Source organism: Pseudonocardia sp. TRM90224, assembly GCF_021245725.1.
Lineage (GTDB): Bacteria > Actinomycetota > Actinomycetes > Mycobacteriales > Pseudonocardiaceae > Pseudonocardia.
In genome coordinates this window covers 155,231-177,826 of record NZ_JAJGSX010000008.1, presented here as the reverse complement: position 1 = coordinate 177,826, position 22,596 = coordinate 155,231, and the positions used below count along the sequence as shown (strand labels likewise).

Below are 22,596 nucleotides of genomic sequence, written 5' to 3'. Positions count from 1 at the left end.
TCAGACCCCCTCGTCGAGCAGGTGCTCGAACCTCAGCCCCAGGTCGGTGACCACGGTCGCGACGTCCGCCAGCGCGGCACGCAGTCCGGCGGCGGTGCACGGCGGGAGGTCGGTCGCGACCAGCGCCCGCAGCTGGTCGTAGACGGCCAGCACCGCGTCCTCCTCGGCAGTGGTGGCTCGCCCCAGCAGGTCGGTCGCCATCACGCGCTCCTCAGGTCGGTCAGGCGCTTGGCCTTGAGCTCGAAGCGGGGCAGCGCGTCGGGGGCGGCGCGCTCGATGTGGAAGCGCAGGCCCTCGTGCGCCCCGGCCAGGTCGGCGCGGACGGCGTCGGCGAGCTGCGTCCACGGCCCGTCGCCCATCGTCGCGACGGGCTCCAGGGCGAGGGTGATCTCGTCGCGTTCGCCGATGCGCTCGATGCGCACCTGGAACTCCTCGATGCCGTCGAACCCGCGCACGATGGACTCGATGGCGCGGGGGTAGACGTTGGTGCCGCGCACCAGCTTCATGTCGTCGACGCGGCCGATGATGCCGCCCTGGTAGAGGTCCCAGGTGCGTTCGGTCGGACTCGGCACCTTCACCACCAGGTCGGCGGTGCGGTAGCGCAGCAGCGGCGTGGTGCTGCGCCCGAACGAGGTGCAGATGCGCTCGCCGCGCTCGCCGTAGCCGACCTCCCGGCCGGTCTCCGGATCGATCACCTGCTCGATGAAGTGGTCTTCGATGATGTGGCAGCCGCCGGGCTGCTCGGCCGGCTCGAACATGATCACCGTCGACACCTCGGTCATGCCGGCGGTGTCGAGGGCCTTCGCTCCCCAGCGCTCCTCGATGATCGCCTTCGTCTCCGGGATCGACCCCGCGGGCTCGCCGGTCAGGATCAGCGTGTGCACCGGGCCGCCGCGCAGGTCGACGCCCGCGGCCTCGGCCTCCGCGGCGAGGCGCAGCGCGTAGGTCGGGGTGGAGGCGACGACGGTGGCGCCGAAGTCGACGATCTGCTTGACCCGGTTCGCGGTGGTCTGCGCCCCGCCGGGAACGGTCAGCGCACCGAGCCGCTCCAGCCCGTTGTGCAGGCCCCAGAAGCCGATGAACGAGCCGTACCCGAACGCCACGTAGCCGACGTCGTGCGGCCGCACACCCGCCGCCCAGAGTGCGTAGCACCACATCTCGGCGGTCCAGGCCCAGTCCTTGCGGCCGTCCAGCGCTCGCAGCGGCATGCGCCCGGAGGTGCCGCTGGTGGTGTGCACGCGGATCGCGGACTCGGGCCCCACCACCGGGAGATCGCCGTAGGGCGGGTGCTGCTCCTGGCTGTGCATCCATTCGTCGCGGGTGAGGAACGGGATGCGGTCGATGTCGGCCCATGTGCGCAGCTGCTCGGGGCGGAACCCGGCCGCGGCGAACGTCCGCCGGTAGTGCGGACTGCGAACCTGGGCCCATTCGGCCAGGCGGCGCAGCTTGGCCAATTGCAGGCCGCGCAGCTCGTCGCGCGGCAGCCGCTCGGTCTTCGGGTTCCAGAACTGCAGCCCGCTCATCGCGCCTCCGTCGGTAGTCACCGAAACAAGTCACCGAAACAAATCGTCCGCCGCTGCGGATGCCGTCACGTCTTATGAGTTGCTGTGACACCAGGAGGGGGACGTCTTGCTGCGCTCCCAGGCGCGGCAGAGTGGTGCCCACACATCGAACCCGGAGGACGGCACTCATGTACGAACCCGCCCAGCACGACGAGGTCACCGGCCTCGTCAACTACATCGACCAGCAGCTCACGGCCATTCGTGCCGCCGCGTTCGGCTTGACCGAGGAGCAGGCCCGCGAGACGCCGTGCCGCAGTGCGTTGTCGGTCGGCGGGATCATCAAGCACGCCACATACGTCATGCGGGGAGGGTCGGTGCGGCTGCGGACGGAGGTCACCGAGCGGCCGATGGACGGGGCGGCGTACGCCGCGTTCACCGACAGCTTCGCCGTGCGCGACGACGAGACGGTGGCCGCGACCATCGAGGAGTTCGACCGGGTGCGGGCCGAGGTGATGGCCCTGGTGGCCGCGACCGACCCGGGCCGCGACACCGTGTCGCCGCCAATGCCGTGGCACGGGATCTTCGACGCCAGGCCGATCCACGCCCGGTACTACCTGGTGCACATGATCGAGGAGTTCGCCCGCCACGCGGGGCACGCCGACATCATCCGCGAGCAGATCGACGGCGTTTCGGTGCCGACGCTGGTGCTCACCCTGGCCGGCGCGCCCGCCAACGACTTCTTCCAGCCCTACCAGCCGAAGCCGGACACCCTTCTGGCGCCCGCCTGACCGGCCTGACGCTCAGACCGCAGTCAATCGGCGCACGGGGATCGCGCTCAGGGCGGCCTGCGGCCCGCTCGGGGTGAGCGATCCCGAGCGGCTGGACAGCGTGACGGCGATCGGTGGGTCCGTGGGCCGGATCGCCCGGGTGCGCATGCGCAGCACGATCGTCTCGTCGTCGACGACCGTGGCCGCGCGCTGGATCGCTCCGACGGTCAGCACCGAGTTGCCCTGCGGTCCGCGATGCTCCGCGGCGACGTGCACCCGCCACTGCCCGGTGGGCACCCCCCGCAGCTCGACGGTCGCCGTCCCGGACTGCCCCGTGAGGCCGCCGAAGGCCACCGGCGCGCGCTGCGGGATGTCGTCGGCGAATGCGCAGACCAGGACGTTCGCCGCGGACACCCCGTGCGGCAGCTCGATCCGGGCGGACAAGGTGGCCCGCCCGCTCCTCGAACCGGTGCGCAGCGCGTGCCGCAGCGCCGACTCGCGCAAGGTCGACTCCCGCAGCGTCGACTCGCGCAGCACGGCGAGCGACGGCAGCCGGTGGTAGTGCGGCGAGATTGCGACGAGCTGGTCGCGCATCCGCGGATCCCGGTACTGCGACGGCGTCATGCCGACCGCCCTGGTGAACCGGGTGGTGAACGTGCCGACGCTGGAGTACCCGACGGCGCAGACGACGTCCGACACCGTCAGGTCGGAGTCGAGCAGCAGCCGCTTCGCTTCGAACAGGCGCACCGCGGTGAGGAACCGCCCCGGCGTGGCCCCGGTGACCCGGGAGAACAACCGGGAGAAATGGAACGGGCTGATGAAGACCCGGCGCGACAGATAAGCGAGCGTGATCGGTTCGTAATACTCCTCGTACATGATTTCGACGGCCGTTCGGACCGCCGGGTGCGACATCGGTTCTGCCATCGGGGCGAGCAGGTGAACCGGCGGTCGCGGAGTCTCCGTCGGTGCGTACGAGGTAGTCATCCTGACTTCTCCAGTCGACCGGGAAGTGGTTCCTGTCCAGTGCGTCGAGCGGGTCTGTCCTCGACGTCGACGGAAGAAGATTCACAGATCGGCGGGTTCACCCGGGAGTGTTCGCGACACCCGTCCGGACGTGCACACCGTGTGACTCGGAGATGAGGAATTCAGGTCGCGACCGGGTGTGCGTGTGGGATCTGGCCGACGAGATCGGTCTGAGCGCGCGGGCCAGCCACGATCGAGCGAACGGGTGGGGACGGGCGGTTACATCCAGCCCGACTCGCGGGCGATTCGGATCGCGTCGACGCGGTTGCGCGCGTTGACCTTCGTCACCGCGTTGGTGAGGTAGTTGCGCACGGTCCCGGGCGAGAGGAACAGCTTGGCGGCGATGTCGTCCGCCCCCAGCCCTTGTGCGACGAGCTGCAGGGTCTCGAGCTCGCGGGCGCCCAGCGGGCACTTCTCGCTGTCCCACGCGGCCAGCGCGAGGTCGTTGTCGATCACCCGGCGGCCGGCGGCCACCTGCCGGACCGCGTTGGCCAGGCGCTCGGACGGCGCGTCCTTGAGCAGGAAGCCGTTGACCTTGGCGTCCAGCGCGCGGCGCACCATGGCTGGCCGGCCGAGATTGGTGAGGATCAAAGTCCGGCACGAGGGCAACTCGTCGTGCAGCTCTGCGGCGAGCGTCAGGCCGTCCTTGCCGGGCAGGTCGATGTCCAGCACCGCGACGTCGGGGTGGAGGCTCTGGGCCGCGGCCATGACGCCGTCGCCCGAGGCGAGCTCGGCCACGACCTCGATGTCGGGCTCGAGGTTCAGGAGTGCGACGAGGGCGCCACGCAGCATGTGCATGTCTTCCGCCAACAGCACCTTGATCATCAAGACCCCCCGGCCCTGCATGCAGCACGGTCGCGACCCAGCCTACTGCCGTGGCCGCGGGGCGGCCATCGAAGGACACGCTTTGCCGTCAATTGGCAGAAACCCGGCTGCGCAATCCGAAAGTGGTACCGCGAGCATGCGCGGCCGATGATCCTCCTGAGCAGGAATGAGAACTGATACGAGGGCACCTCGGATTCCGGGCGCCGCTGCGGTGGCCCCGGATGCGTGCGAACCAGCCGAGCCGAAGGAGGCACAGCGGTGCGGACCAGGTCACGAGCCACGATGCACATCAAGGTTCTCGGGCCCCTGGAGGCCACCGTCGACGGCCGTTCGGTGCTGCCAGCGGCGTTCATGCCACGACGGGTCTTCGCCCTGCTCGCGCTCCGGGCCGGAGCGGTCGTGCCGGTCGAGTCACTGATCGACGAGCTGTGGGGAGATCACCCGCCCCGCACGGCGCGCACCGTCGTCCAGACCTACGTGCGGCACCTCCGCAGGTCGATCGGCGAGGGCGCGGCGCAGGTGCTCGTCACGCGGTTCGGCGGGTACTGCCTCGCGGTCGACGCGGAGGCGGTCGACGTCCACGAGTTCGAGCGGCTGGCCCGTGCGGGTCGGGTGGCCGAGGTCGCGGGCCGGCCCGAGGTCGCCGGCCGGCTGTTCCGCGAAGCCCTCGACGTCTGGCGCGGCCCCGCGCTCGTCGACGTCCGGACCGGCAGGTTGCTCGGCGTCGAGGTCACCCGGCTCGAGTCCGTGCGGCTCGCCACCCTCGAGTCGCGCATCGACATCGACATGCGCACTGGCCGGCACGCGCAGCTGCTCGGCGAGCTCGCGATGCTGACCGCCATGCACCCCTTCAACGAGGGCCTGCACGCCCAGCGGATGATCGCCCTGTACCGGTGCGGCAGGCAGTGCGAGGCGCTGGAGTCGTTCGCGACGCTGCGCGACACGTTGGCTGCGGAGCTGGGCGCGGCGCCGTCTGCGGACCTGCGGGATCTCCGGCAGGCGATCCTGAGCGCCGACACGACGCGGTTGGCGGCGGGCGCAGCGCGTTCGGCCGCCTGACAGCGTCATGCCGCTGCTGGGACGACCTCTGCTGCACCGGGTTTCGTGGACCGACCCGGCAGCGGGTCGTGGAGGGAGCGCTCGCCCTCCGTCATCCGGACCGGGCCGGCGATCGTGGCGAGGATCGCGAGCGCGCTGCGGACCAGCGTCCGTCCCGCGGCGGAGTCGATCGCCCCGGCGAGGTGCGGGACGGCGGTGCTGAAGGTCACCTCGAACACGACCGTGCAGCCGTCGGGGCCGTCGGCGCAGGTCCACGACCCGCGCAGGTGCTGGAAATCGCCGTCGACCTGCTCGAACCCGATCATCCCCGGCCGCGGTCGGGTGTTGCGCTGCACCCATCGCACAGCGCCGCCGCGGAAGGCGAGCTCGTGCCGGCTGTGCCCCTCGTCGGGGTGGGAGACGGTGAGGACGTCCCCCACCCGGGACGAGCAGGACCAGCGACCGATGCTCTCGATGATCTCCGCGGCGGTCGCCCGCGCGGTGGCCTTCAGGACGCGCGACGTCATGACGGGTGCTCCTCGGCGGGTCGGGGACGGACGACGCTGACGGCCTGCAGCCGGGTGGTGCGCAGCATGGGATGGCTGGCCTCGCCGAACGCCCCGCCGGTGAGGCCGGGACCGCCCTGGTTCGGCAGGAACGGGAGGAAGCCGCTGTGCGCGTCGTTGATCTTGATGGTGCCGCCGTTGGTGGCGTCGTCGAGGAACCGGTCGATGGTCGCCGGGTTGGTCGACCAGAACGAGTTGCGCAGGCCGTAGGCATTCGTGTTGACGAACTGCAGGACGTCCCGAAGCAGGGCCTCGTCGTTCGCGGGGACGTCGGGCACGATCACCGGGAGCAGCGGGAAGAACGTCTCGTCGCGCACGACCGAGAGCGATCGGGCGTCGTGCAGCCCGTCGACCCGGACGATGCAGGGCTCGAGGTAGAAGCCGGTGTCGGACGGCGTGCCGTCGACCTCGAGGCGGCGGCCCCCGTGCACGAGGGTCGCGCCCTTGGCGACGGCCTCGTTGAGGCATCCGTAGAACCAGTCGACGCCGAGCACCGGGGTGAGCACGGTGTCGGGCTCGTCGGGGTAGCCGGGGCGGATCGCGGCCGCGACCGCGACCAGCCGGTCGAGGAACTCGTCGGCGATCGCCGGGTGCACGACCACCTGGTTGGGCACGTTGCAGATCTGGCCCGAGTTCATGAAGAAGCTGCTCACGGTCTCGACCGCGGCGTCCAGATCGGCGTCGTGCCACACGACGCAGCAGTCGTTGCCGGCCAGCTCCAGGATCGGCTTCTTGCCGGCGGCGACGCAGCTCTGCTCGAACGCCAGCCCTCTGCTGCTGCCGCCGAAGTAGAGGACGTCGTCGACGTGCTCGCTGGCCAGCCACTGGTCCAGCACCAGCGGCCCGCAGTAGGCGTTGAGCGTCCCCGGCGGCGCGCCTGCCTCCTCCAGCACCGGTGCGATGACCTCGTGCATCACGTACATGCAGCTCAGCGCGACCCCGCGCGGGGCCCGGACCACGGCCGTATTGCCGGCGATCAGCGTGGTGAGCCCGTTCAACGCGTTCACCATCGCGGCGTTCTGCGGCGGGTTGATGCAGACGACGCCGTCGGGGAGGCGGCGCAGGATCATTTCGCGGCGCCCGTCGTGGCGGCGGAACTCGAATTGCTCCGCGCACCATTCGAGCGTTTCCCGGCTCCAACTCGTAAACGGGATCCCGAGCACCATTCCGTCGGCGGCGGCCCGCGGCATTCCCTCGGCGACGAGGATCTCGACCAGTGGCTCGCGGTGCTCCAGAAAGCGCTCCGCGATGCGTCGCCCGATCTCGAGACGGCGGCGCATCGGGACCCGGCGCCACTCCGGAGCGGCCTTGGCAGCCGCCTCCAGCGCCAGCTCCGCGGTCTGTTGTCCGGCGACGGCGCACGCCCCGATGACGCGTTCGTCCAGGTCAGCGCCGTGGCTGTCACCGCGGTCCAGGTCCTGCTTGAGCCGCAGGCTCGCGAACGTGTCCTCGATGACGGACCGGGCCGTCACCGTGTGGACGAGCTCGTCACCGTCGACGACGTGGTTCCCGCCGACGTAGGCCGCATATACCCCGAACTTCACGTCTGCCCCTCGGGTTGCACCATTGGCATGGGTCGAGCGTATTCACGCCGGCGGCCCGGAACAACCCGTCGGGGATAATGCTTGCTTATCAACCCAATCCACAGTCAACGCGTGTGCAACGCACAGGTTGCCGGGAAAGCCACTTTCCCGGCACTGCCGTGGTCACCCTGGGTGCGCGGGGGAGGGTGGGGCCCCGGGGAGGACAGGAAAGCCACTTTCCTGCCCTGTGAGGGCCGGAAAGTGGCTTTCCTGCCCTCGCGTGCGGATAGCACGCATCCCGGCTCGGTCGGGGCGCTAGAGCTGGACCGTGCCCCCGCCGAGGAACTCGGCGAGCCGCTGCCCCTCCTCGCGCACCTCGGCCTCCTCGGCCGCGGTGAGCCTGCGGAGCGGGGTGACGGTGATGCCGTCGGCGGAGTCCGTCCACGTGGCGGCCACCCGCCCGTCGACCAGGACGAACCGGATGCCGTGGATCGACATGCCGCGGTGCTCGTCGTCGATGATCCGGGAGCGGTCGTCGTAGCCGAGCACGGCGTTGTCGAAGGCGGGGAGGAACCGCGGTGGCGCCGGGGTGTCCGGGTCGGGGAGCGGCCCGTCGACCACGTCGAGCAGCTCGCGGCCGCGCTTGTCGCGGAAGGTGCGCACCTGCGGGCGGATCTTCTTGATGGCGGCGGGAAGCCCGGTCAACCCCGACCACGAGCGCACGTCCGCGGTTGCCGCCGGCCCGTAGGCGCGCAGGTAGCGCAGCACCAGCTCGCCCGCGTCGGCGGGCTCGGGATCGATCTCCCGGCCGAGCCACGCCTCGACGGTCGTCAACGCCGAGGGCGCCTTCGGGTGGCCCCACACCCCACGCGGCGGCACCTGCACCAGCGCGAGGAGGCTCACGAGCGCACCGCCCAGCACGCGGGCCTCGACGTCGGGCCAATGCTTGCCGACCCGCCGCCCGACCTCGGGCAGCTGCAGCGCCTCGGCGTGGAAGTGCGGCCGCCCGGCCGCGGCGAGCTCGACGAGGTCGACGTCGGCGAGCTGGCTCCGCAGGATCCCGAGCATCCGCTGGACGAGCATCGGCTGGAACAGCGTCCGCAGCTCCAGGCAGTCGGCCGCCGTGACGAGGTGGACAGTGCGCCGCTGCAGGTGCGTGCGCACCACCTGCCGGTCCTCCATCAGCGCGGCCAGCTCGGCCGGCGCGAACCCGGCCAGCCGCGACCACAGCCCGACGTACGGTTCGAGCGGCTCCTGCGCCTGCATGCCGGCGAGGTGCTCGATCGCCTGCAGGGCCGGCAGCTCGGCCCGGTCGAGCAGCAGCTGGCGAGCGAGCGTGGCGCGGTTGAGGGCGCGGTCGTCGAGGACGGTCACAGAAGCTCGGTCCCCCGGGCGCACATGACGACACCGTAGCCCGCGCGGCGGTCGGTACTTGTCCGGCCTTGCTGTGTCGGCCTGATTCGCATCGTTGGCCCACATCACCCCGATCTCGTTCGTGAACGAAGTACCACTGGGGCGATTTCCGCGGGGATCCGCAGCGCCTGATGGAGCGGTACTACGACGCTTTCCTCTATCTGGCGAACTGGGGCACGCGGCACCTGATGACCACCGCTGCCGGGGCGTCGGTCGGTGTGCGGGGAACCTCGTAGAGCTGGTGCCTGCGGGCGTCGGTGAACCACGCACCCTCGGGCGTGAGCACGACGTCGTCGATGTACCCGCCCGCCTGGCCCGCGGCATCGGGTGGGGCGAGCCGGTATTCGGCCAGCAGCGTTCCGGTCCGGGTATCGACGCCTTCCGGTAAGAACCCGGTCGGCAGGTTCGACGGGGTGGTGAGGCGCGACCGTCCCGCAAGCGGCCGGTAGGAGGAGCGCGGCAAGAAGCAGAACGGTCTTCGCGATGCCGCGGCGTCGTGGTGCGGCATTCACGTCGCGGGCTTGAGCGCGGGGTCGCTGGGCACGGTGAGCTGCGCGCTCGTCACGTAGTTCATCGCGGCGATCCACTTGGGCTGGCTGAAGCGCTCCCAGACCTCCTGTTCCGGGACCTCCTCGACCCGGGTCTGGATCCACCAGAGGTTGCCGAACGGGTCCCGGATCCGGCCGACGAGGTCACCGAAGGCGAGGTGCGTGACGTCGGTGATCGACGTTCCACCGGCCGCGACGGCCCGGCGGTGCGTTTCGTGCGCGTCGGGGACGTAGAGGCGCAGGAACGTCGGCGTCGGTGGCCAGTCGGGCCGGGAGTCGAACAGCATGACCATGGCGTTGCCGATGCGGGCCTCGGCATGGCCGACGATGCCGTCGTCGCCGACGACACGGGCGATCTCTTCGGCGTCGAACGCCGCGACCAGGTAATCGATCATCGCGCCGGTGTCGGCGGAGATGATCCACGGGGTGACGGTGGTGTACCCGTCCGGGACAGGGGTGACGGTGCTCATGGGGAGAACCGTAGGAAGCGTCGCCGGGTGTGCGGATCGGTCGCGTTACCAGTATCGGGCGACCTGGATACGGTTGGTAGGGGAGCTGACCGGCTTCCGTTTCGCGCCGACGCACCGCCGTATGCTGCGGTTATGGCGCTGAGCCCCGAAGCGGGTGTGATCCACGGGCGGGCGCGGGAACTGGCCGTGGTCGATTCGCTCGTCTCGGCTGCCAGGTCCGGGCGCGGCGGGGTACTGGTGCTGAGGGGCGAGGCCGGGATCGGCAAATCGGTCCTGTTGGAGCGTGCCGCACCGGCCGGCGACGCCGTCGTGCTGCGCGGCAGCGGGGTCGAGACCGAGAGCGAGCTGCCGTTCGCGGGGTTGCACCAGCTGATCGGCCGGTACGGCGACCGCTTCGGAGCGCTTCCGGCGCACCAGGCCGAGGCGCTCAGAGGCGCGTTGGGCCTGGGTCCCTCCGGGCAGGGTGATCGGTTCCTCGTCGGGCTGGCCGTGCTGACGCTCTTGTCCGACCTGGCCGATGAGCGACCCGTGATCTGCCTGGTCGACGACGCGCACTGGCTCGACCGCGCTTCGGCGGAGGCGCTCCTGTTCGCCGCGCGGCGGTTGGAGGTCGAGCCGGTCGTCATGATCTTCGGGGTGCGCGACCCGCACGCACCGGTGTTCCCCACGCACGGCTTGCCCGAGCTCGAGCTGACCGGGATCGGTGGTGCGGCGGCCGCTGATCTGCTGGCCGAGCACGCCACGGATCTCCCGCATCATGTGCGGGCGCGCGTCCTGCGGGAGGCGCAGGGCAACCCACTTGCTCTCATCGAGCTGGCGGCCGCGCGCCGCGACGGTCGCGCCGCGCAGGCCGGTCTCGGCGCCCCGGGCGTCCACGGCCGTGTGCAGCAGAGCTTCGCCGCGCAGATCGCCGGGCTCCCGGAGCGCACGCAGACCGTGGTGCTGGTCGCCGCCGCCGAGGAGACGGGTGAGGTGTCGATCGTGCTCGGGGCGGCGGCCGGGCTCGGTGCGGGGGTCGACGACCTGCAGCTCGCCGAGCAGGCCGACCTGCTTCGACACGTCGACGGGCGGCTCGAGTTCCGGCACCCGCTGATCCGCGCCGCGGCCTACCAACAGGCTGCGCTGGGGCGTCGAATAGCGGTCCACAGGGCGCTGGCCGACACCCTCGGCGAGGTTGCGGGCGCGTCCGTCGCCGATCGACGAGCCTGGCACCTGGCCGCTTCGAGCACCGGGCCCGACGAATCGATCGCGGCAGCGTTGGAGCTCAGCGCGGAGCGCGCCAGGGCCGTTGGTGGGTTCGCGGCCGTCGCGGCAGCCTACGAGCGGGCCGCCTCGCTCAGCGCGGACCCGGGGCGCCGCAGCCGTCGACTGCTCGCCGCCGCGACCGCCGCGACGGACGCCGGGATGCTGGAGAAGGGTGCGGCGCTCGCGGCAGAGGCGGCGGCCACGCTCGACGACCCCGTTGATCGTGCCGCGGCAGCGGGGATCGGTGCCACGCTGGCGGACGAGCAGCTGCATGTCGCCGCGTCCCACCGGATGCTGGTCGACGCGGCCGTCTCGGTCGCCGCTGTGGCGCCGGACAGAGCCGACTACCTGCTGATGCGCTCGATGGACACCGCGTTGCTGACCGCGGACCTGGCCCTCATCGCGGAGTCGGCGAAGCTCGCTGCGGACGACGGGGTCGCGAAGGGGTACGCCGCCGCCGTGCTCGGGCTGGGTGCCGAGACGGCAGGCGAGATCGCCGCGGGAGTGGCCGCGCTGCGCGGACTGGTGAACCGGGTCGACCTGCTGCGCCTGCGCGAATCACCCATCGCGCACTGGTGGCACGAGCTGCTCGGCGACGACGAGGCGGCGATCGCGATCGCCGAGAGGGTCGTGCAGGACTGCCGGGACCGAGGCGCCGCCGGGGTCCTCCCACTCGCCTTGACGGTGCTCGCGAGGTCGCAGCGCCACCGCGGCCAGCATCATCTTGCGCTGGCGAGCGTGCGTGAGGGGCTGCGGATCGCCGCCGACACGGGGCAGGCGATGAGCGTCGTGCTGCTGCACAACATCAACGCCGATCTTGCCGCCGTCCGGGGTGACGAGTCGGCCTGCCGCGATGCGCTCGCCGGGATGGAGCCGTCGCGCCCGCTCGACGCGATCCTCTCCGCCTGCTCGCTCACCCTGCTCGACGTCGGCCTGGGCCACTACGAGCCGATCATGAACCGTCGCGACACGATCGTCGCCGGGGCGAACCGGACGTACACGCTCTTCACCATCCCGGACGTCGTCGAAGCCGCGGCGCGGCTCGGCCGTCATCGCGAAGCCGATGACGCGCACGCGTTCTTCACCGCGTGGGCGGAGCACTCCGGGCAGCCGTGGGCATGTGCCGTCGCGCTGCGGTGCGCGGCGCTGCTGACCGGCGGCGTCGAGGCGGAACGTGCCTATCGACAAGCCCTCGACCTGCACCGTCGTGGCGGACGGCCGTTCGAGCAGGCCCGGACCGAGCTCGTGTACGGCGAGTGGTTGCGCCGCGCCCGTCGACGTGGTGACGCCCGTCCCGTTCTCAGCTCGGCGGCCGAGACGTTCGAGCGGCTCGGTGCGCAGGTGTGGCTCGATCGGGCCCGCTCGGAGCTGCGCGCCGCCGGCCAGTTCTTGGGTGAGCGCGAAGGCGTCGTTCCCAAGACGGGCCGGCTCACGCCGCAGGAGCTGCAGGTCGTGCGGCTCGCTGCGCAGGGTCTGTCCAACCGGGACATCGGCACGCAGCTGTTCCTGAGTCCGCGCACCATCGGCTACCACCTGTCGAACGCCTACCCGAAACTGCAGGTCACCTCACGGGCCGACCTGCGGACGATGACCTTCGAGTAGCGGGTCGTCGAGGAACCGCGCGACCGTCCCGAGCAGCCGGTCGGGTTCGAGCAGCCAGTCGTAGTGCCCGCCGGGGAGCTCGACGTACCGGCTGCCGCGGATGCCGGCGTGCAGCGTCCGGGCCCCATCGACGGGCACGAGCTGGTCCTGGGCGAACCCGATCACGAGGGTCGGCGCCACGACGTGCGGCAGCAACGCGGTGATGTCCAGCGGAGCGCCGGACGCGAGGGGAGTCGGTTCGTCCTGTTCGGCGAGCACGTGCACGATCCCTCCTTCCCCGAGCGCTCCCAACGCCGGCGGGCTGAACCCGAGCAGCACCGTCAACCGGCCCACGAGATCGGGATCGGTGGCCAGGAGGTCGCGGCGGAGGTCGGCGGCGAACCGAGCCGCCGGCCCCGACGAGCTGGCCCACCCGCCGATGAGGACGAGCCTGCGCACCGCGAGCTGCCGGCGCGCGGCGATCGCCGCAGCCAACAGGGCGCCCACCGATTCTCCGACGACGTCCCACGGTGGCTCGGCCACGGCCCGCGCGTTGCCGACGGTGTCGGCGACCGCCGCGTCGAGGTCCGGGCCGCCCGGGTCGCGAGGCACGATCACGCGGCGGCCCGGCAGTACGTCCGTGATCATCCGGCCGAGGATCGCCGCGGGCGGCCGTACGACCACGAGGTGCGGTACGCGCGATTCGGGCATGTCTCGACGCTAGGGCGGCCCGTGGGCACGGCGGATCGGCAGCACGACCAGGTTTCGGCGTCTTGTCCGTACCACTACACCAGCTCTGCACGCATGGCATGGATGGCCGCAGCAGCGTTCATGTAAGCCGCCGCGTGCCCCACAGCTGGCAGTCGCCGATCCGGAGGGGTGGCTTCCGCTGGTCCGGCACGCCGGCACCGTGCTGCTCGGGCAGTGGAGCACATCGGCGGCGTCGAACCTCGTGATCGGCACGACGGCGACCCTGCCCACCACCGGCTTCGCGCGGGCGGTCAGCGGCGACACCGTCCACACCTTCCTCACGAGGATCGCGACGGCGACCCTCGATGAGGACATCTTCTGGGAGCTCGCACCGCACATCGAGGCGTTGGCGGAGCACGAGGGCTTTCCCGCGCATGCCGCATCGGTCACAGCCCGGCGTGCATGACGGAGCCGGCAGCGTCAGCCGGCCTGCGTACGGCGATCCGCCTCGGCAAGAAGAAGGTTCCCAAAGGGCTGGAAGCCGATCCGCACGCTGTTCAGCCCGCTGATCACGCGGTGGACGGTTCCCCACTCCCAGATCGCGGTGGCGTCGACACCGGTTCGAGCGGCGAGCCGTTCCGTTCTGGCCCGGAGGTCGTCGCCGCCGTCGGGGGTGCAACGGATGATGGTCCCGAGGTCACATGCGGGTTCCGCCCATAGGCCGTCGGGATCGATCAGCTTGAACGTGCCATCTTCTGCCTGGAGCGCGTTCGCCTCGTGAACGTCGCCGTGCACGAGAACCGACGTCCGGTGGTGGTGGGCGCGCTCGCGGCGGTCGGCGCATCCGACGGCGTCGTCGATCGCCGCAGCCGAACACGGTCGGTCCAGCTCCTCCCAGAGCTGGGGAATGACGTCCTGCATCCGGCGCGCGAAGTCGGCGCCGGTCGGCAGGTCGACGTTGTCGTCGAGTGGGCGCCAGAGTCGAGCGACGGTGTCGCACAGCATGTCGTGCTGCGAGCGAGGGTCCATGATCACCTCGTACATCGCCGGGCCGAGCCGTTCGAGCAGGAGCGCGTCTCGGGTGAAATCGCGGCGGATCAGACGTGCGCAGCTCGTCCCCGCATCGAGATCGAGCACGGCCGCTTCGAAGCCGAGCCGGCGTCGATGTCCGGGGACCCCGACCTTGAGGACGGCCGGGGCTCCGTCGGCGAGCGTGGCTTCGACGACCAAAGCGGCGTGTCCCCCGCGCATCGTCGCGCCGATCGCCAGCGACCAGTCCTGGGCCAAGGAGTCCAGGACCGACGGCAGACCGTCGAGCCATGCCGCGTGCCCGTCGGCAAGCGCCTTGCGCCGGACCCCATCGGGAACGTCGAGTGTCATCCGTGTCGTTGTACCCCCTGAGACTCGGACGCGCGCTGCGATTTGCGCAGCTTTCATCGCGTCGTGGTGATGTGGGACAGCACTGCGATGTAGTGGCGGTCGCCCAGTCCCGCGGCGTCGGCCAGCCAGGCACGCATGTCGTTGAGCAGGCGCAGGTTCAGCTGCGGGGTGGCCGCGGTGATGAGGGCGGCGTGTCACCGCAGTCCATCGCGCACTGCGATCCGGGCACGCACGCGGCCCTGCTGGCCGAGTCCCGCTCGCTGTCGGGCAGTACTGATATCGATGCGGATTCGCCTGAACCGCGATCTCCCTAGCGTCTGACCGATAGCCATCCGCGCAGCCGATCCCGCCGGTGACGCCGCCAGGGCCAAGTGAAGGAGAGGGCCTCGCCATGACAGGTGACTCGGCACGCGAGATCAGGCCATTGCGTTTCGGAGCCCTTGCGCCGATCACCATCGACGTGCCGACTTGGCGTGATCAGGTCTGTGGTCTGGCCGACAGCGGTTACTCGACGATCTTGATGCCCGACGTGCCGCAGTGGCAACCGGCCCCTGGGCCGGCGCTCGCCGTGGCGGCAACGATCACCGGCGTGCGAGTGGGGACCTGGGTGTACGCATCCCCCGTTCGACCTGCGTGGATCACCGCGTGGGAGGCGCACTCGCTGTCCGTGCTCACTGAAGGCCGTTTCGAGATGGGAATCGGCACTGGTCGGCCCGGCATCGCCGACCAACTTCGTGAGCTGGGCCTGGCGGTGACCCCGACGAGCCAACGGTCCAGCCAGGTGCGTGAGATCGTCGCGGCCCTGCGGGACCTCGACGGCCCGGACCTGCACACACCGGTGGTCATGGCCGTGGGCGGCCCCAAGGCAGGAGCGCTCGCCGCTGAGCTCGCCGACACGGTGACCTTCGTGATGCCGCAGATCGAGACGCGGTCGGCGTCGATGCAACGGGTTCAACGCTTCGACAACCGTCGCGACGTGGAACTTGCGTTGCACGTACCCGTGGTCGGCGACTCGGTCGCCGCATTCATGGCCGGACCCGACACCGATCCTGCTGCCGTCCGGGCCGCGGACTCGCTGGCGTTCCTGTCCAGTGATCCCTCGGCCGCTGCCGAGGAGATCCAACGGCGACGCGAAGAAATCGGCTTCTCCTACTTCGTCTTCGGGGCCGACGTCGCCGGTGCCCTCGCGCCGGTCGTCGCCGAGCTGGCTGGACGGTAGGCACGAGCGGCGGTCACGCGCAGGTGGTCGATCGGTTCAACTCTCGACCATGCCGGACAGAGGTGGAGGTTGAGTTCGTGAACCAGCATCAGCGATCGCCAGGTTCCGGGTTCCAGCCGAACCGCGCCCTGGTTCTGGGTGGCGGTGGGCCGGCGGTGGCGTCGTGGACCGCCGGTTGGTGGGTACAGATCGCAGCGCAGGCCGACTCCAGCCCGGGGTGCGGGACCTCGCCCGAGCCGGACGGCTGGTCGGCCTTCGACTGGCATCATCGGCGTATGGCTGATCCCCGACCGGTGGTCCGGTCCGCGCCGACGCTGGAGTCGGTGGCGTCGGTGGCGGGCGTGTCCCGGGCGACCGCGGGGCGCGTGCTGTCGGGAGCGTCGAACGTCACCGAGCGCACGCGGGAGGCGGTGCTGCGCGCCGCCGACGAGCTGGGTTATGTGACCAACCGCGCGGCGCGCGCGCTGATGACGCAGCGCAGCGGTCTGATCGCGTTCGTCGTCGCGGAGCCCGAGGAGCGGTTCTTCAACGACCCGCACTTCTCACTGGCTCTGCGCGGCGCGCACGCCGCGGTGGCGAAGCTGGACGTGCAGCTGGTCTTCTCGATCGTGCACCTCGACGCGGACAGGCGGAAGTTCGAGCGGTTCGCCCGTGCCGGCCACCTCGACGGTGCCATCCTGGCGTCGCTGCACGGCGACCACCCGCTTCCCCGCGCGCTGCAGGCCGCCGGGATCCCGGTGATCCTCATGGGTCGCCCGCTGGTGCCGGTGGCCGGCGTCAGCTACGTGTCCAGCGACAACGTCGGTGGCGGCCGGCTCGCGGCGGCCCGGCTCGCTGATGGCGGGCGCACGCGGTTGGCGACGATCACCGGTCCGCGGGACATGACCGCCGCGTTGGATCGGGAGTCGGGGTTCCTGGGTGAGCTCGCCGTCCGAGGCCGGTCGGGTCTCGTGGTGGAGGGTGACTTCTCGATGGAGAGCGGGCGCGCCGCGATGACCGAGCTGCTCGCGACCCGGCCCGACATCGACGGCGTGTTCGCTGCGAGTGACCTGATGGCGCTGGGCGCGTTCCAGGCGATCACCGACGCCGGCCGCTCGATCCCCGAAGATGTCGCGGTCGTCGGGTTCGACGACTCCCCACTGGCGGCGACGGTGCGGCCGGGACTCACGACCATCCGCCAACCGGTCGTGGACATGGGGGCGACCTTGGCCCAGCGGCTGCTGCGGACCATCGAGGACGGCACGGTGCTCGACCCCGTGCTGATCCCGGCAGAGCTGGTGGCACGTGAGAGCGCCTGACCGGTAGGTCGTGGCCGGCCCCGGCGTGCAGCTTCCTGCAGCGGCGGGCGACGCGCTGCCGATCGGCCGAGATGCAGCCCGAATTGAAAAGCCGTGAGAGCGCTCTCTTGACTTGACCATGTGGGTCCGGCCACTCTTTCACTCGATCGTGAGAGCGCTCTCATGGCGCCGCGTCACCGGAGGCAAAGATGCACATCCCATCCCCGCGCGGGCGTCGAACCGTGGCGCTCGCTGCGCTCGCCACGAGCGTGGTACTGGCCGTCTCAGCTTGCGGCGGGTCCGCCGGCGGACCCGCCGCTGCCGGAGGTCCGGTCGAGCTGACGGTGGGCCTGTTCGGCACGTTCGGCTACCAGGAGAACGGGCTGTTCGCGGAGTACGAGAAGGCCCACCCCGGCGTCACCATCAAGTACGAGTCGACGCAGAGCGACGACAAGTACTGGCCGGCGCTGCAGACCCGGCTGACCGCCGGCAAGGCCTCCGACGTGCAGGGCATCGAGGTCGCCCGCATCTCCGACGTCGTCACGAACCAGCCCGAGCTGTGGACCGACCTGCGCGAGACCCCGGCCGGCGCCGCGGTGGGCGGGTACGTCGACTGGAAGGAGAAGGCCGCCACCACGAAGTCCGGCGCGGTGCTGGGCCTCGGCACCGACATCGGCCCGATGGGCATCTGCTACCGCAGCGACCTGCTCGGCCAGGCCGGCCTCCCCACCGAGCCGGCCGCGCTCGCCGCCCAGATGGCCTCGTGGCCGGACTTCCTCGCGCTGGGCGCGAAGTACAAGGCCGCGGCCCCCGCGAACAGCGCGTGGCACGACTCCGCGAGCGGCCTCTACAACGCCATCATCTCCACCGAGCAGAAGATCTACTACGACGAGTCGGGCGAGCTGGTCGTCAGCACGAACCCGGCGGTGAAGTCGGCGTTCGACATCGCGGCCGGCGCCGGGCAGGCCGGGCTCACCGCCCGCCTCGAGCAGTTCGTCGACCCCGGGTGGGACGCGGGCTTCGGGTCCGGCACGTTCGCCACGATCGCCTGCCCTTCCTGGATGATCGGCTACATCAAGGGCAAGGCGGGCGACGCCGGCTCCGGCAAGTGGAACGTCACGACGCTGCCCGGCGGCAAGGGCGGCAACTGGGGCGGCTCGTACCTGGGCATCCCCGCGTCCAGCCAGCACAAGAAGGAAGCCGCCGAGCTGATCACCTGGCTCACCGCGCCCGCGCAGCAGGTCCGCATCTTCAACGCGGTCGGCAACTTCCCCTCCACGAAGGACGCGATCACGCAGGTAAGTGGCGCCACCGACAAGTTCTTCAGCGGCGCGCCGATCGGGAAGATCTACTCCGACTCGTCGACGTCCGCGCCGGTGCAGATCCTCGGCCCGAACGACGGGGTGATCAAGAAGGTCTTCAGCGACTCGCTGCTCTCGGTCGAGGCCAACGGGGTCGCTCCCGCCGACGCGTGGACGAAGAGCATGGCCGCCGTCACCCAGCAGGTCGGCTGAGCGTGACGCTCTCGCTGCACCGCTCGACACGGGTGGCCGACCCGGAACCCGGTGTTCCGGGTCGGCCCCCGTGGCGCTCCCGCCTCTACGCGCTCGAGGGCCGCACGGCCCCGTACGTCTACGTCGCGCCGTTCTTCCTGGTGTTCGCCGCTTTCGGGCTCTTCCCGCTGATCTACACGGGATGGATCAGCCTGCACCGCTACCGGCTCGGCAGCTCGATGTCGTGGGTCGCCTTCGACAACTACGCCTGGCTCTTCTCGAACCCGCAGTTCTGGAACTCCCTCTGGAAGACCATCACGATCGGGATCCTGTCCACGGTGCCGCAGCTGATGATCGCGCTCGGGCTCGCGCACATGCTCAACTACAAGCTGCGCGGCCGCATGTTCTTCCGGGTCTCGATGATCATGCCGTACGCGACGTCGGTCGCGGCCGCGACGCTCGTGTTCGGGCAGCTGTTCGGCCGCGACGCCGGGGCCGTCAACTGGCTGCTCGGAATGGTCGGGATCGACGCGGTCGACTGGCGCAACGGCGACTGGACGGCGCAGATCGCCCTGTCGGTGATCATCACATGGCGGTGGACGGGCTACAACGCACTGATCTACCTCGCCGGGATGCAGTCGATCTCCCAGGACCTCTACGAGGCCGCCGCCCTGGACGGCGCGAACAAGTGGCAGCAGTTCCGCCACGTCACCCTGCCCGGGCTGCGTCCGACCATCCTGTTCACGATCGTCGTCTCCACGATCGGAGCGAGCCAGGTGTTCGGTGAACCGCTGATCTTCGGCGGCGGGCAGCCGACCGGCGGCGCGCTGGGGCAGTACCAGACGCTCGGTCTGTTCATGTACCAGCAGGGCTGGACGTTCGGGCAGCTCGGCCGGGCCGCGACCGTGGCCTGGGTGACCTTCGCCCTCATCCTCGTGCTGGTGCTGCTCAACACGTGGCTCGCCCGGCGCCGGGAGCGTGCTGCATGACCGCGGCAGCGGGTATCACGCCACCGGTCGTCCGGCCGCGCCGCAGCAGTGGCAACGGCAGTGGTGGGGGCGGCGCCGGCACGTCGGCCGGCCGCTGGACCTACGGCATGCTGACCCTGACGGCGCTGGTCTTCGTCCTGCCCTTCTACTACATGATCGTCGCGGCGAGCCGACCCATGTCGGAGATGGCGCAGTCGCCGCCGCCGATCACTCCTGGCCCGCTGCTGTGGAGCAACATCGGCAAGGCGCTGGCCCAGCAGGACCTGCCGCTCGCGCTGACCAACTCGTTCATCGTCGCCGGCGTGATCACGATCAGCACGGTGCTGCTGTGCACGCTGGCCGGGTTCGCCTTCGCGAAGCTGCGCTTCCGCGGCCGGTCACAGCTGTTCGCCCTGGCGGTGGGCACGATGATGATCCCGCCGAGCCTCGGCGTCGTGCCGCTCTACAGCCTGATGGTGGGCCTCGGCCTCGCCGGCACCCTGGCCTCGGTGATCCTGCCGTCGCTGGTGGCGGCGTTCGGGGTCTTCTTCATGCGCCAGTACCTCGTCCAGGCACTCCCCGACGAGCTGCTCGACGCCGCGAAGGTCGACGGCGCCACCACGTTGCGCACCTACTGGAGCATCGTGCTGCCCGTGGCGCGGCCCGGCATGGCCGTGCTCGGGATGCTGACGTTCATGACGGCCTGGAACGACTTCTTCTGGCCCGTCATCACCCTCGACTCGGCCAACCCGACCGTGCAGGTCGCGCTGGGCAACCTCGGCACCGGTTACGTGCCCGACACCGGCGTGATCATGGCCGGCACGCTCGTCGGAACCCTGCCCGTGGTGGTCGTGTTCCTCCTGCTCGGCCGCCAGATCGTCGGCGGGATCATCGCCGGCGCCGTCAAGGCCTGACCCTCGTCATCGTCGAAAGGCACCATGACCGCCATCCAGCCTGCCCAGCTCACCGAGACCCTGCGGTTCCCGGAGGGGTTCGTGTGGGGCGCGGCCACCGCCGCCTACCAGATCGAGGGGGCTGCGGCCGAGGACGGCCGCACCCCGACGATCTGGGACACCTTCTCCCGCACCCCCGGAAAGGTCCTGGGTGGCGACACCGGCGACGTCGCCGTCGACCACTACCACCGCTTCCGCGAAGATGTCGCGATCATGGCCGACCTCGGCCTGACGGCGTACCGCTTCTCGGTGGCGTGGTCGCGGATCACCCCGCAGGTCACTGCCGAGGAGCTCGGCCCGGTCAACGAGGCCGGCCTGGCGTTCTACTCCGCGCTGGTCGACGAGCTGCTCGCCGCCGGTATCGCGCCCACCGTCACGCTCTACCACTGGGACCTGCCGCAGGCGCTGGAGGACGCCGGCGGCTGGGCGCACCGCGCCACCGCCGACCGGTTCGCCGAGTACGCCACCGTCGTCGCGGCAGCCCTCGGCGACCGCGTCACCCGGTTCACCACGCTCAACGAGCCGTACTGCTCGGCCTACCTCGGCTACGGCAGCGGAGCGCACGCCCCCGGCCGGACCGACCACGCCGCCGCGCTCGCTGCCGTGCACCACCTCAACCTGGCGCACGGGCGAGCGGTCACGGCGATCCGCGAGATCGTCCGGCACGCGCACCTGAGCGTCACCCTCAACCTGGCCTGGGTGCGCCCCGAGACCGATTCCGACGGCGACGCCGACGCCGCGCGCCGCGTCGACGGGCTGCAGAACCGGGTGTTCCTCGACCCGATCCTGCACGGCCGCTACCCGGCCGACGTCCTCGACGACACCGCGGGGGTGTCCGACTGGTCGTTCGTGCTGCCCGGCGACCTCGAGGTGATCTCCGCGCCGGTCGACGCCATCGGCGTCAACTACTACACGCCCACCCACGTGCGGCACTGGACGCGCGAGCGCCCGAGGGAGAACGCCGACGGCCACGACGAGACCGGCGCACGGCCGTGGGTCGCGTGCGACGACGTCGAGTTCCCCGTCCAGCACGGCGTGGACCGCACCGCCATGGGGTGGACCGTCGACCCGCGCGGGCTCACCGAGCTGCTCCTGCGCGTGGCCGACGAGCGCCCCGGCATCGAGCTGATGGTGACCGAGAACGGTGCCGCCTTCCCGGACGAGCCGGGTCCTGACGGGTACGTCGTCGACCTCGACCGCATCGCCTACCTGCGCGGGCACCTCGCCGCTGTGCACGATGCCCTGGCCGGCGGGGCGCGGGTGACCGGCTACTACGTGTGGTCGCTGCTGGACAACTTCGAGTGGTCCTACGGGTACTCGAAGCGCTTCGGCATCGTCGCCGTCGACTACGCGACCCAGCGTCGCACCCCCAAGGCCAGTGCCCGCTTCTACGCCGGTGTGGCCCGGTCCGGGGAGGTGGAGCGCGAGAGCTCGTGAACCATCCGGCGCCGCCGAGTCACCTGCAAGGTCTGCGTCGTGACCGGGGCACGATTCTGTCGGTTCGAAGGGTCGACCGAAGAATTGCACCGATTCCTGCTCGTTCCGGCCACTGATAGGCCGGAACGAGCATTTGTCGCGCGTTCTACGGAATGCCACGACCCAGGTTTCGGCAATGTTCTTCAAATGTGATCGACATGATTGCCCGGGTGGCCAGTGGTCACTTAATGTGATGACTGACTTCACCATTCCGAGCTGTGTCGAGCACCGAATCCGGTGATCGCCGTCCCGGATCGCCGCGCTCGCGTTGAGAGCGCTCTCACTGCGGAGGTGTCATGGAAGACGCGCCGACTCCCACCGAGCACACGGTGATCGGGATGTGGGCGGAGCTGCTGGGCACCGAACCCGGCGGGCCGCACGCGGACTTCTTCGAGCTCGGCGGCCAGTCCCTGACCTTGCTGCAGTTCATCGCACGGGTGCAGGAGACCTTCGGGGTCGAGCTGCCGGTCGAGATGCTGTTCTCCGAGGACCTGACGGTGGCGTTGGCCGCCCGCGCGATCGACGAGGCGCTGTTGTCGACCGTCGCCGACGAGGAGCTGGCCGCGCTGCTGGAGGAGCTCGACGGGATGAGCGACGAACAGGTCCAGGCGCTGCTGACCGACCGGGGGAGCGCCTGAC

The 22,596-nt window shown here is 70.7% G+C and carries 22 protein-coding genes; 11 read left to right on the top strand and 11 right to left on the bottom strand.

The features are described 5' to 3' along the window. Both LL648_RS15525 and LL648_RS15520 read right to left on the bottom strand, forming a co-directional pair. Positions 1 to 201 carry a hypothetical protein gene (locus tag LL648_RS15525; protein WP_232663255.1) on the bottom strand — a complete coding sequence of 67 codons (201 nt, stop codon included), beginning with the start codon at positions 199 to 201 and terminating at the stop codon, positions 1 to 3. Beyond that, on the bottom strand, positions 201 to 1,523 hold the full coding sequence (locus tag LL648_RS15520) for a phenylacetate--CoA ligase family protein (RefSeq protein ID WP_232663254.1): 1,323 nt from the start codon (positions 1,521 to 1,523) through the stop codon (positions 201 to 203). The genes LL648_RS15525 and LL648_RS15520 overlap by 1 nt, the downstream gene beginning before the upstream one ends. Before the next feature lie 167 nt (positions 1,524 to 1,690). On the opposite strand from LL648_RS15520, the gene LL648_RS15515 reads away from it, so the two are divergent. Next, the gene (locus LL648_RS15515) at positions 1,691 to 2,290 is read left to right on the top strand and encodes a DinB family protein (RefSeq protein ID WP_232663253.1); all 600 of its coding nucleotides are present in this window, start codon (positions 1,691 to 1,693) and stop codon (positions 2,288 to 2,290) included. 12 nt (positions 2,291 to 2,302) lie between these two features. On the opposite strand, the gene LL648_RS15510 is transcribed toward LL648_RS15515, so the two are convergent. Then, positions 2,303 to 3,193, bottom strand: coding sequence for a helix-turn-helix transcriptional regulator (locus tag LL648_RS15510; protein ID WP_232663252.1), 891 nt, complete (start codon positions 3,191 to 3,193; stop codon positions 2,303 to 2,305). A gap of 318 nt (positions 3,194 to 3,511) precedes the next feature. Beyond that, positions 3,512 to 4,117, bottom strand: coding sequence for a response regulator transcription factor (locus LL648_RS15505; RefSeq protein ID WP_232663251.1), 606 nt, complete (start codon positions 4,115 to 4,117; stop codon positions 3,512 to 3,514). 282 nt (positions 4,118 to 4,399) lie between these two features. Here LL648_RS15505 and LL648_RS15500 point away from each other — a divergent pair, with 282 nt between their 5' ends. Continuing rightward, positions 4,400 to 5,176 (top strand): AfsR/SARP family transcriptional regulator, encoded by a 777-nt coding sequence (locus LL648_RS15500; protein ID WP_232663250.1) that lies wholly within the window; start codon positions 4,400 to 4,402, stop codon positions 5,174 to 5,176. Positions 5,177 to 5,181: 5 nt separating this feature from the next. Here the strand turns inward: LL648_RS15500 and LL648_RS15495 are convergent, their stop codons facing one another. The 5 genes from LL648_RS15495 to LL648_RS15475 all read right to left on the bottom strand — a co-directional run bounded on the left by LL648_RS15495 (position 5,182) and on the right by LL648_RS15475 (position 9,675). Beyond that, positions 5,182 to 5,682 carry a type II toxin-antitoxin system RatA family toxin gene (locus LL648_RS15495; protein WP_232663249.1) on the bottom strand — a complete coding sequence of 167 codons (501 nt, stop codon included), beginning with the start codon at positions 5,680 to 5,682 and terminating at the stop codon, positions 5,182 to 5,184. After that, positions 5,679 to 7,265: an aldehyde dehydrogenase family protein gene (locus LL648_RS15490; protein WP_232663248.1), complete on the bottom strand. Its 1,587-nt coding sequence runs from the start codon at positions 7,263 to 7,265 to the stop codon at positions 5,679 to 5,681. Before LL648_RS15490 ends, LL648_RS15495 begins: the two co-directional genes overlap by 4 nt. 294 nt (positions 7,266 to 7,559) lie before the next feature. Further along, a complete protein-coding gene (locus LL648_RS15485) occupies positions 7,560 to 8,618 on the bottom strand; it encodes a winged helix DNA-binding domain-containing protein (RefSeq protein ID WP_232663247.1) in 1,059 nt (352 codons plus the stop codon). Between the two features lie 196 nt (positions 8,619 to 8,814). After that, positions 8,815 to 9,120, bottom strand: coding sequence for a hypothetical protein (locus LL648_RS15480; RefSeq protein ID WP_232663246.1), 306 nt, complete (start codon positions 9,118 to 9,120; stop codon positions 8,815 to 8,817). Between the two features lie 45 nt (positions 9,121 to 9,165). After that, on the bottom strand, positions 9,166 to 9,675 hold the full coding sequence (locus LL648_RS15475) for a VOC family protein (RefSeq protein ID WP_232663245.1): 510 nt from the start codon (positions 9,673 to 9,675) through the stop codon (positions 9,166 to 9,168). Between the two features lie 132 nt (positions 9,676 to 9,807). On the opposite strand from LL648_RS15475, the gene LL648_RS15470 reads away from it, so the two are divergent. Next, positions 9,808 to 12,522, top strand: a complete 2,715-nt coding sequence (locus LL648_RS15470; protein WP_232663244.1) for a helix-turn-helix transcriptional regulator — start codon at positions 9,808 to 9,810, stop codon at positions 12,520 to 12,522. Here LL648_RS15470 and LL648_RS15465 read toward each other — a convergent pair. Continuing rightward, positions 12,487 to 13,212 (bottom strand): alpha/beta fold hydrolase, encoded by a 726-nt coding sequence (locus LL648_RS15465; protein WP_232663243.1) that lies wholly within the window; start codon positions 13,210 to 13,212, stop codon positions 12,487 to 12,489. The genes LL648_RS15470 and LL648_RS15465 overlap by 36 nt on opposite strands. Positions 13,213 to 13,246: 34 nt before the next feature. On the opposite strand from LL648_RS15465, the gene LL648_RS15460 reads away from it, so the two are divergent. Continuing rightward, positions 13,247 to 13,657: a histidinol dehydrogenase gene (locus LL648_RS15460; protein WP_308190330.1), complete on the top strand. Its 411-nt coding sequence runs from the start codon at positions 13,247 to 13,249 to the stop codon at positions 13,655 to 13,657. Between the two features lie 14 nt (positions 13,658 to 13,671). On the opposite strand, the gene LL648_RS15455 is transcribed toward LL648_RS15460, so the two are convergent. Continuing rightward, a complete protein-coding gene (locus tag LL648_RS15455) occupies positions 13,672 to 14,571 on the bottom strand; it encodes an aminoglycoside phosphotransferase family protein (protein WP_232663241.1) in 900 nt (299 codons plus the stop codon). A gap of 352 nt (positions 14,572 to 14,923) precedes the next feature. Between LL648_RS15455 and LL648_RS15450 the strand changes: the two genes are divergently transcribed. The 7 genes from LL648_RS15450 to LL648_RS15420 all read left to right on the top strand — a co-directional run bounded on the left by LL648_RS15450 (position 14,924) and on the right by LL648_RS15420 (position 22,595). Further along, positions 14,924 to 15,790: an LLM class flavin-dependent oxidoreductase gene (locus LL648_RS15450; RefSeq protein WP_232663240.1), complete on the top strand. Its 867-nt coding sequence runs from the start codon at positions 14,924 to 14,926 to the stop codon at positions 15,788 to 15,790. 275 nt (positions 15,791 to 16,065) lie between these two features. Next, a complete protein-coding gene (locus tag LL648_RS15445) occupies positions 16,066 to 17,088 on the top strand; it encodes a LacI family DNA-binding transcriptional regulator (protein ID WP_232663239.1) in 1,023 nt (340 codons plus the stop codon). A gap of 188 nt (positions 17,089 to 17,276) precedes the next feature. Beyond that, entirely contained in the window at positions 17,277 to 18,581 is a 1,305-nt protein-coding gene (locus LL648_RS15440; RefSeq protein ID WP_232663238.1) for an ABC transporter substrate-binding protein, read from the top strand. 2 nt (positions 18,582 to 18,583) lie between these two features. Beyond that, the gene (locus LL648_RS15435; protein WP_232663237.1) at positions 18,584 to 19,549 is read left to right on the top strand and encodes a carbohydrate ABC transporter permease; all 966 of its coding nucleotides are present in this window, start codon (positions 18,584 to 18,586) and stop codon (positions 19,547 to 19,549) included. Then, complete coding sequence (locus tag LL648_RS15430) at positions 19,546 to 20,442, top strand: carbohydrate ABC transporter permease (RefSeq protein ID WP_232663236.1); 897 nt, start codon at positions 19,546 to 19,548, stop codon at positions 20,440 to 20,442. The genes LL648_RS15435 and LL648_RS15430 overlap by 4 nt, the downstream gene beginning before the upstream one ends. Before the next feature lie 24 nt (positions 20,443 to 20,466). Next, entirely contained in the window at positions 20,467 to 21,918 is a 1,452-nt protein-coding gene (locus tag LL648_RS15425; RefSeq protein WP_232663235.1) for a GH1 family beta-glucosidase, read from the top strand. A 335-nt stretch (positions 21,919 to 22,253) separates the two neighbouring features. Then, positions 22,254 to 22,595, top strand: coding sequence for a phosphopantetheine-binding protein (locus LL648_RS15420; protein ID WP_232663234.1), 342 nt, complete (start codon positions 22,254 to 22,256; stop codon positions 22,593 to 22,595). The last annotated feature ends 1 nt before the right edge of the window (position 22,596 follow it).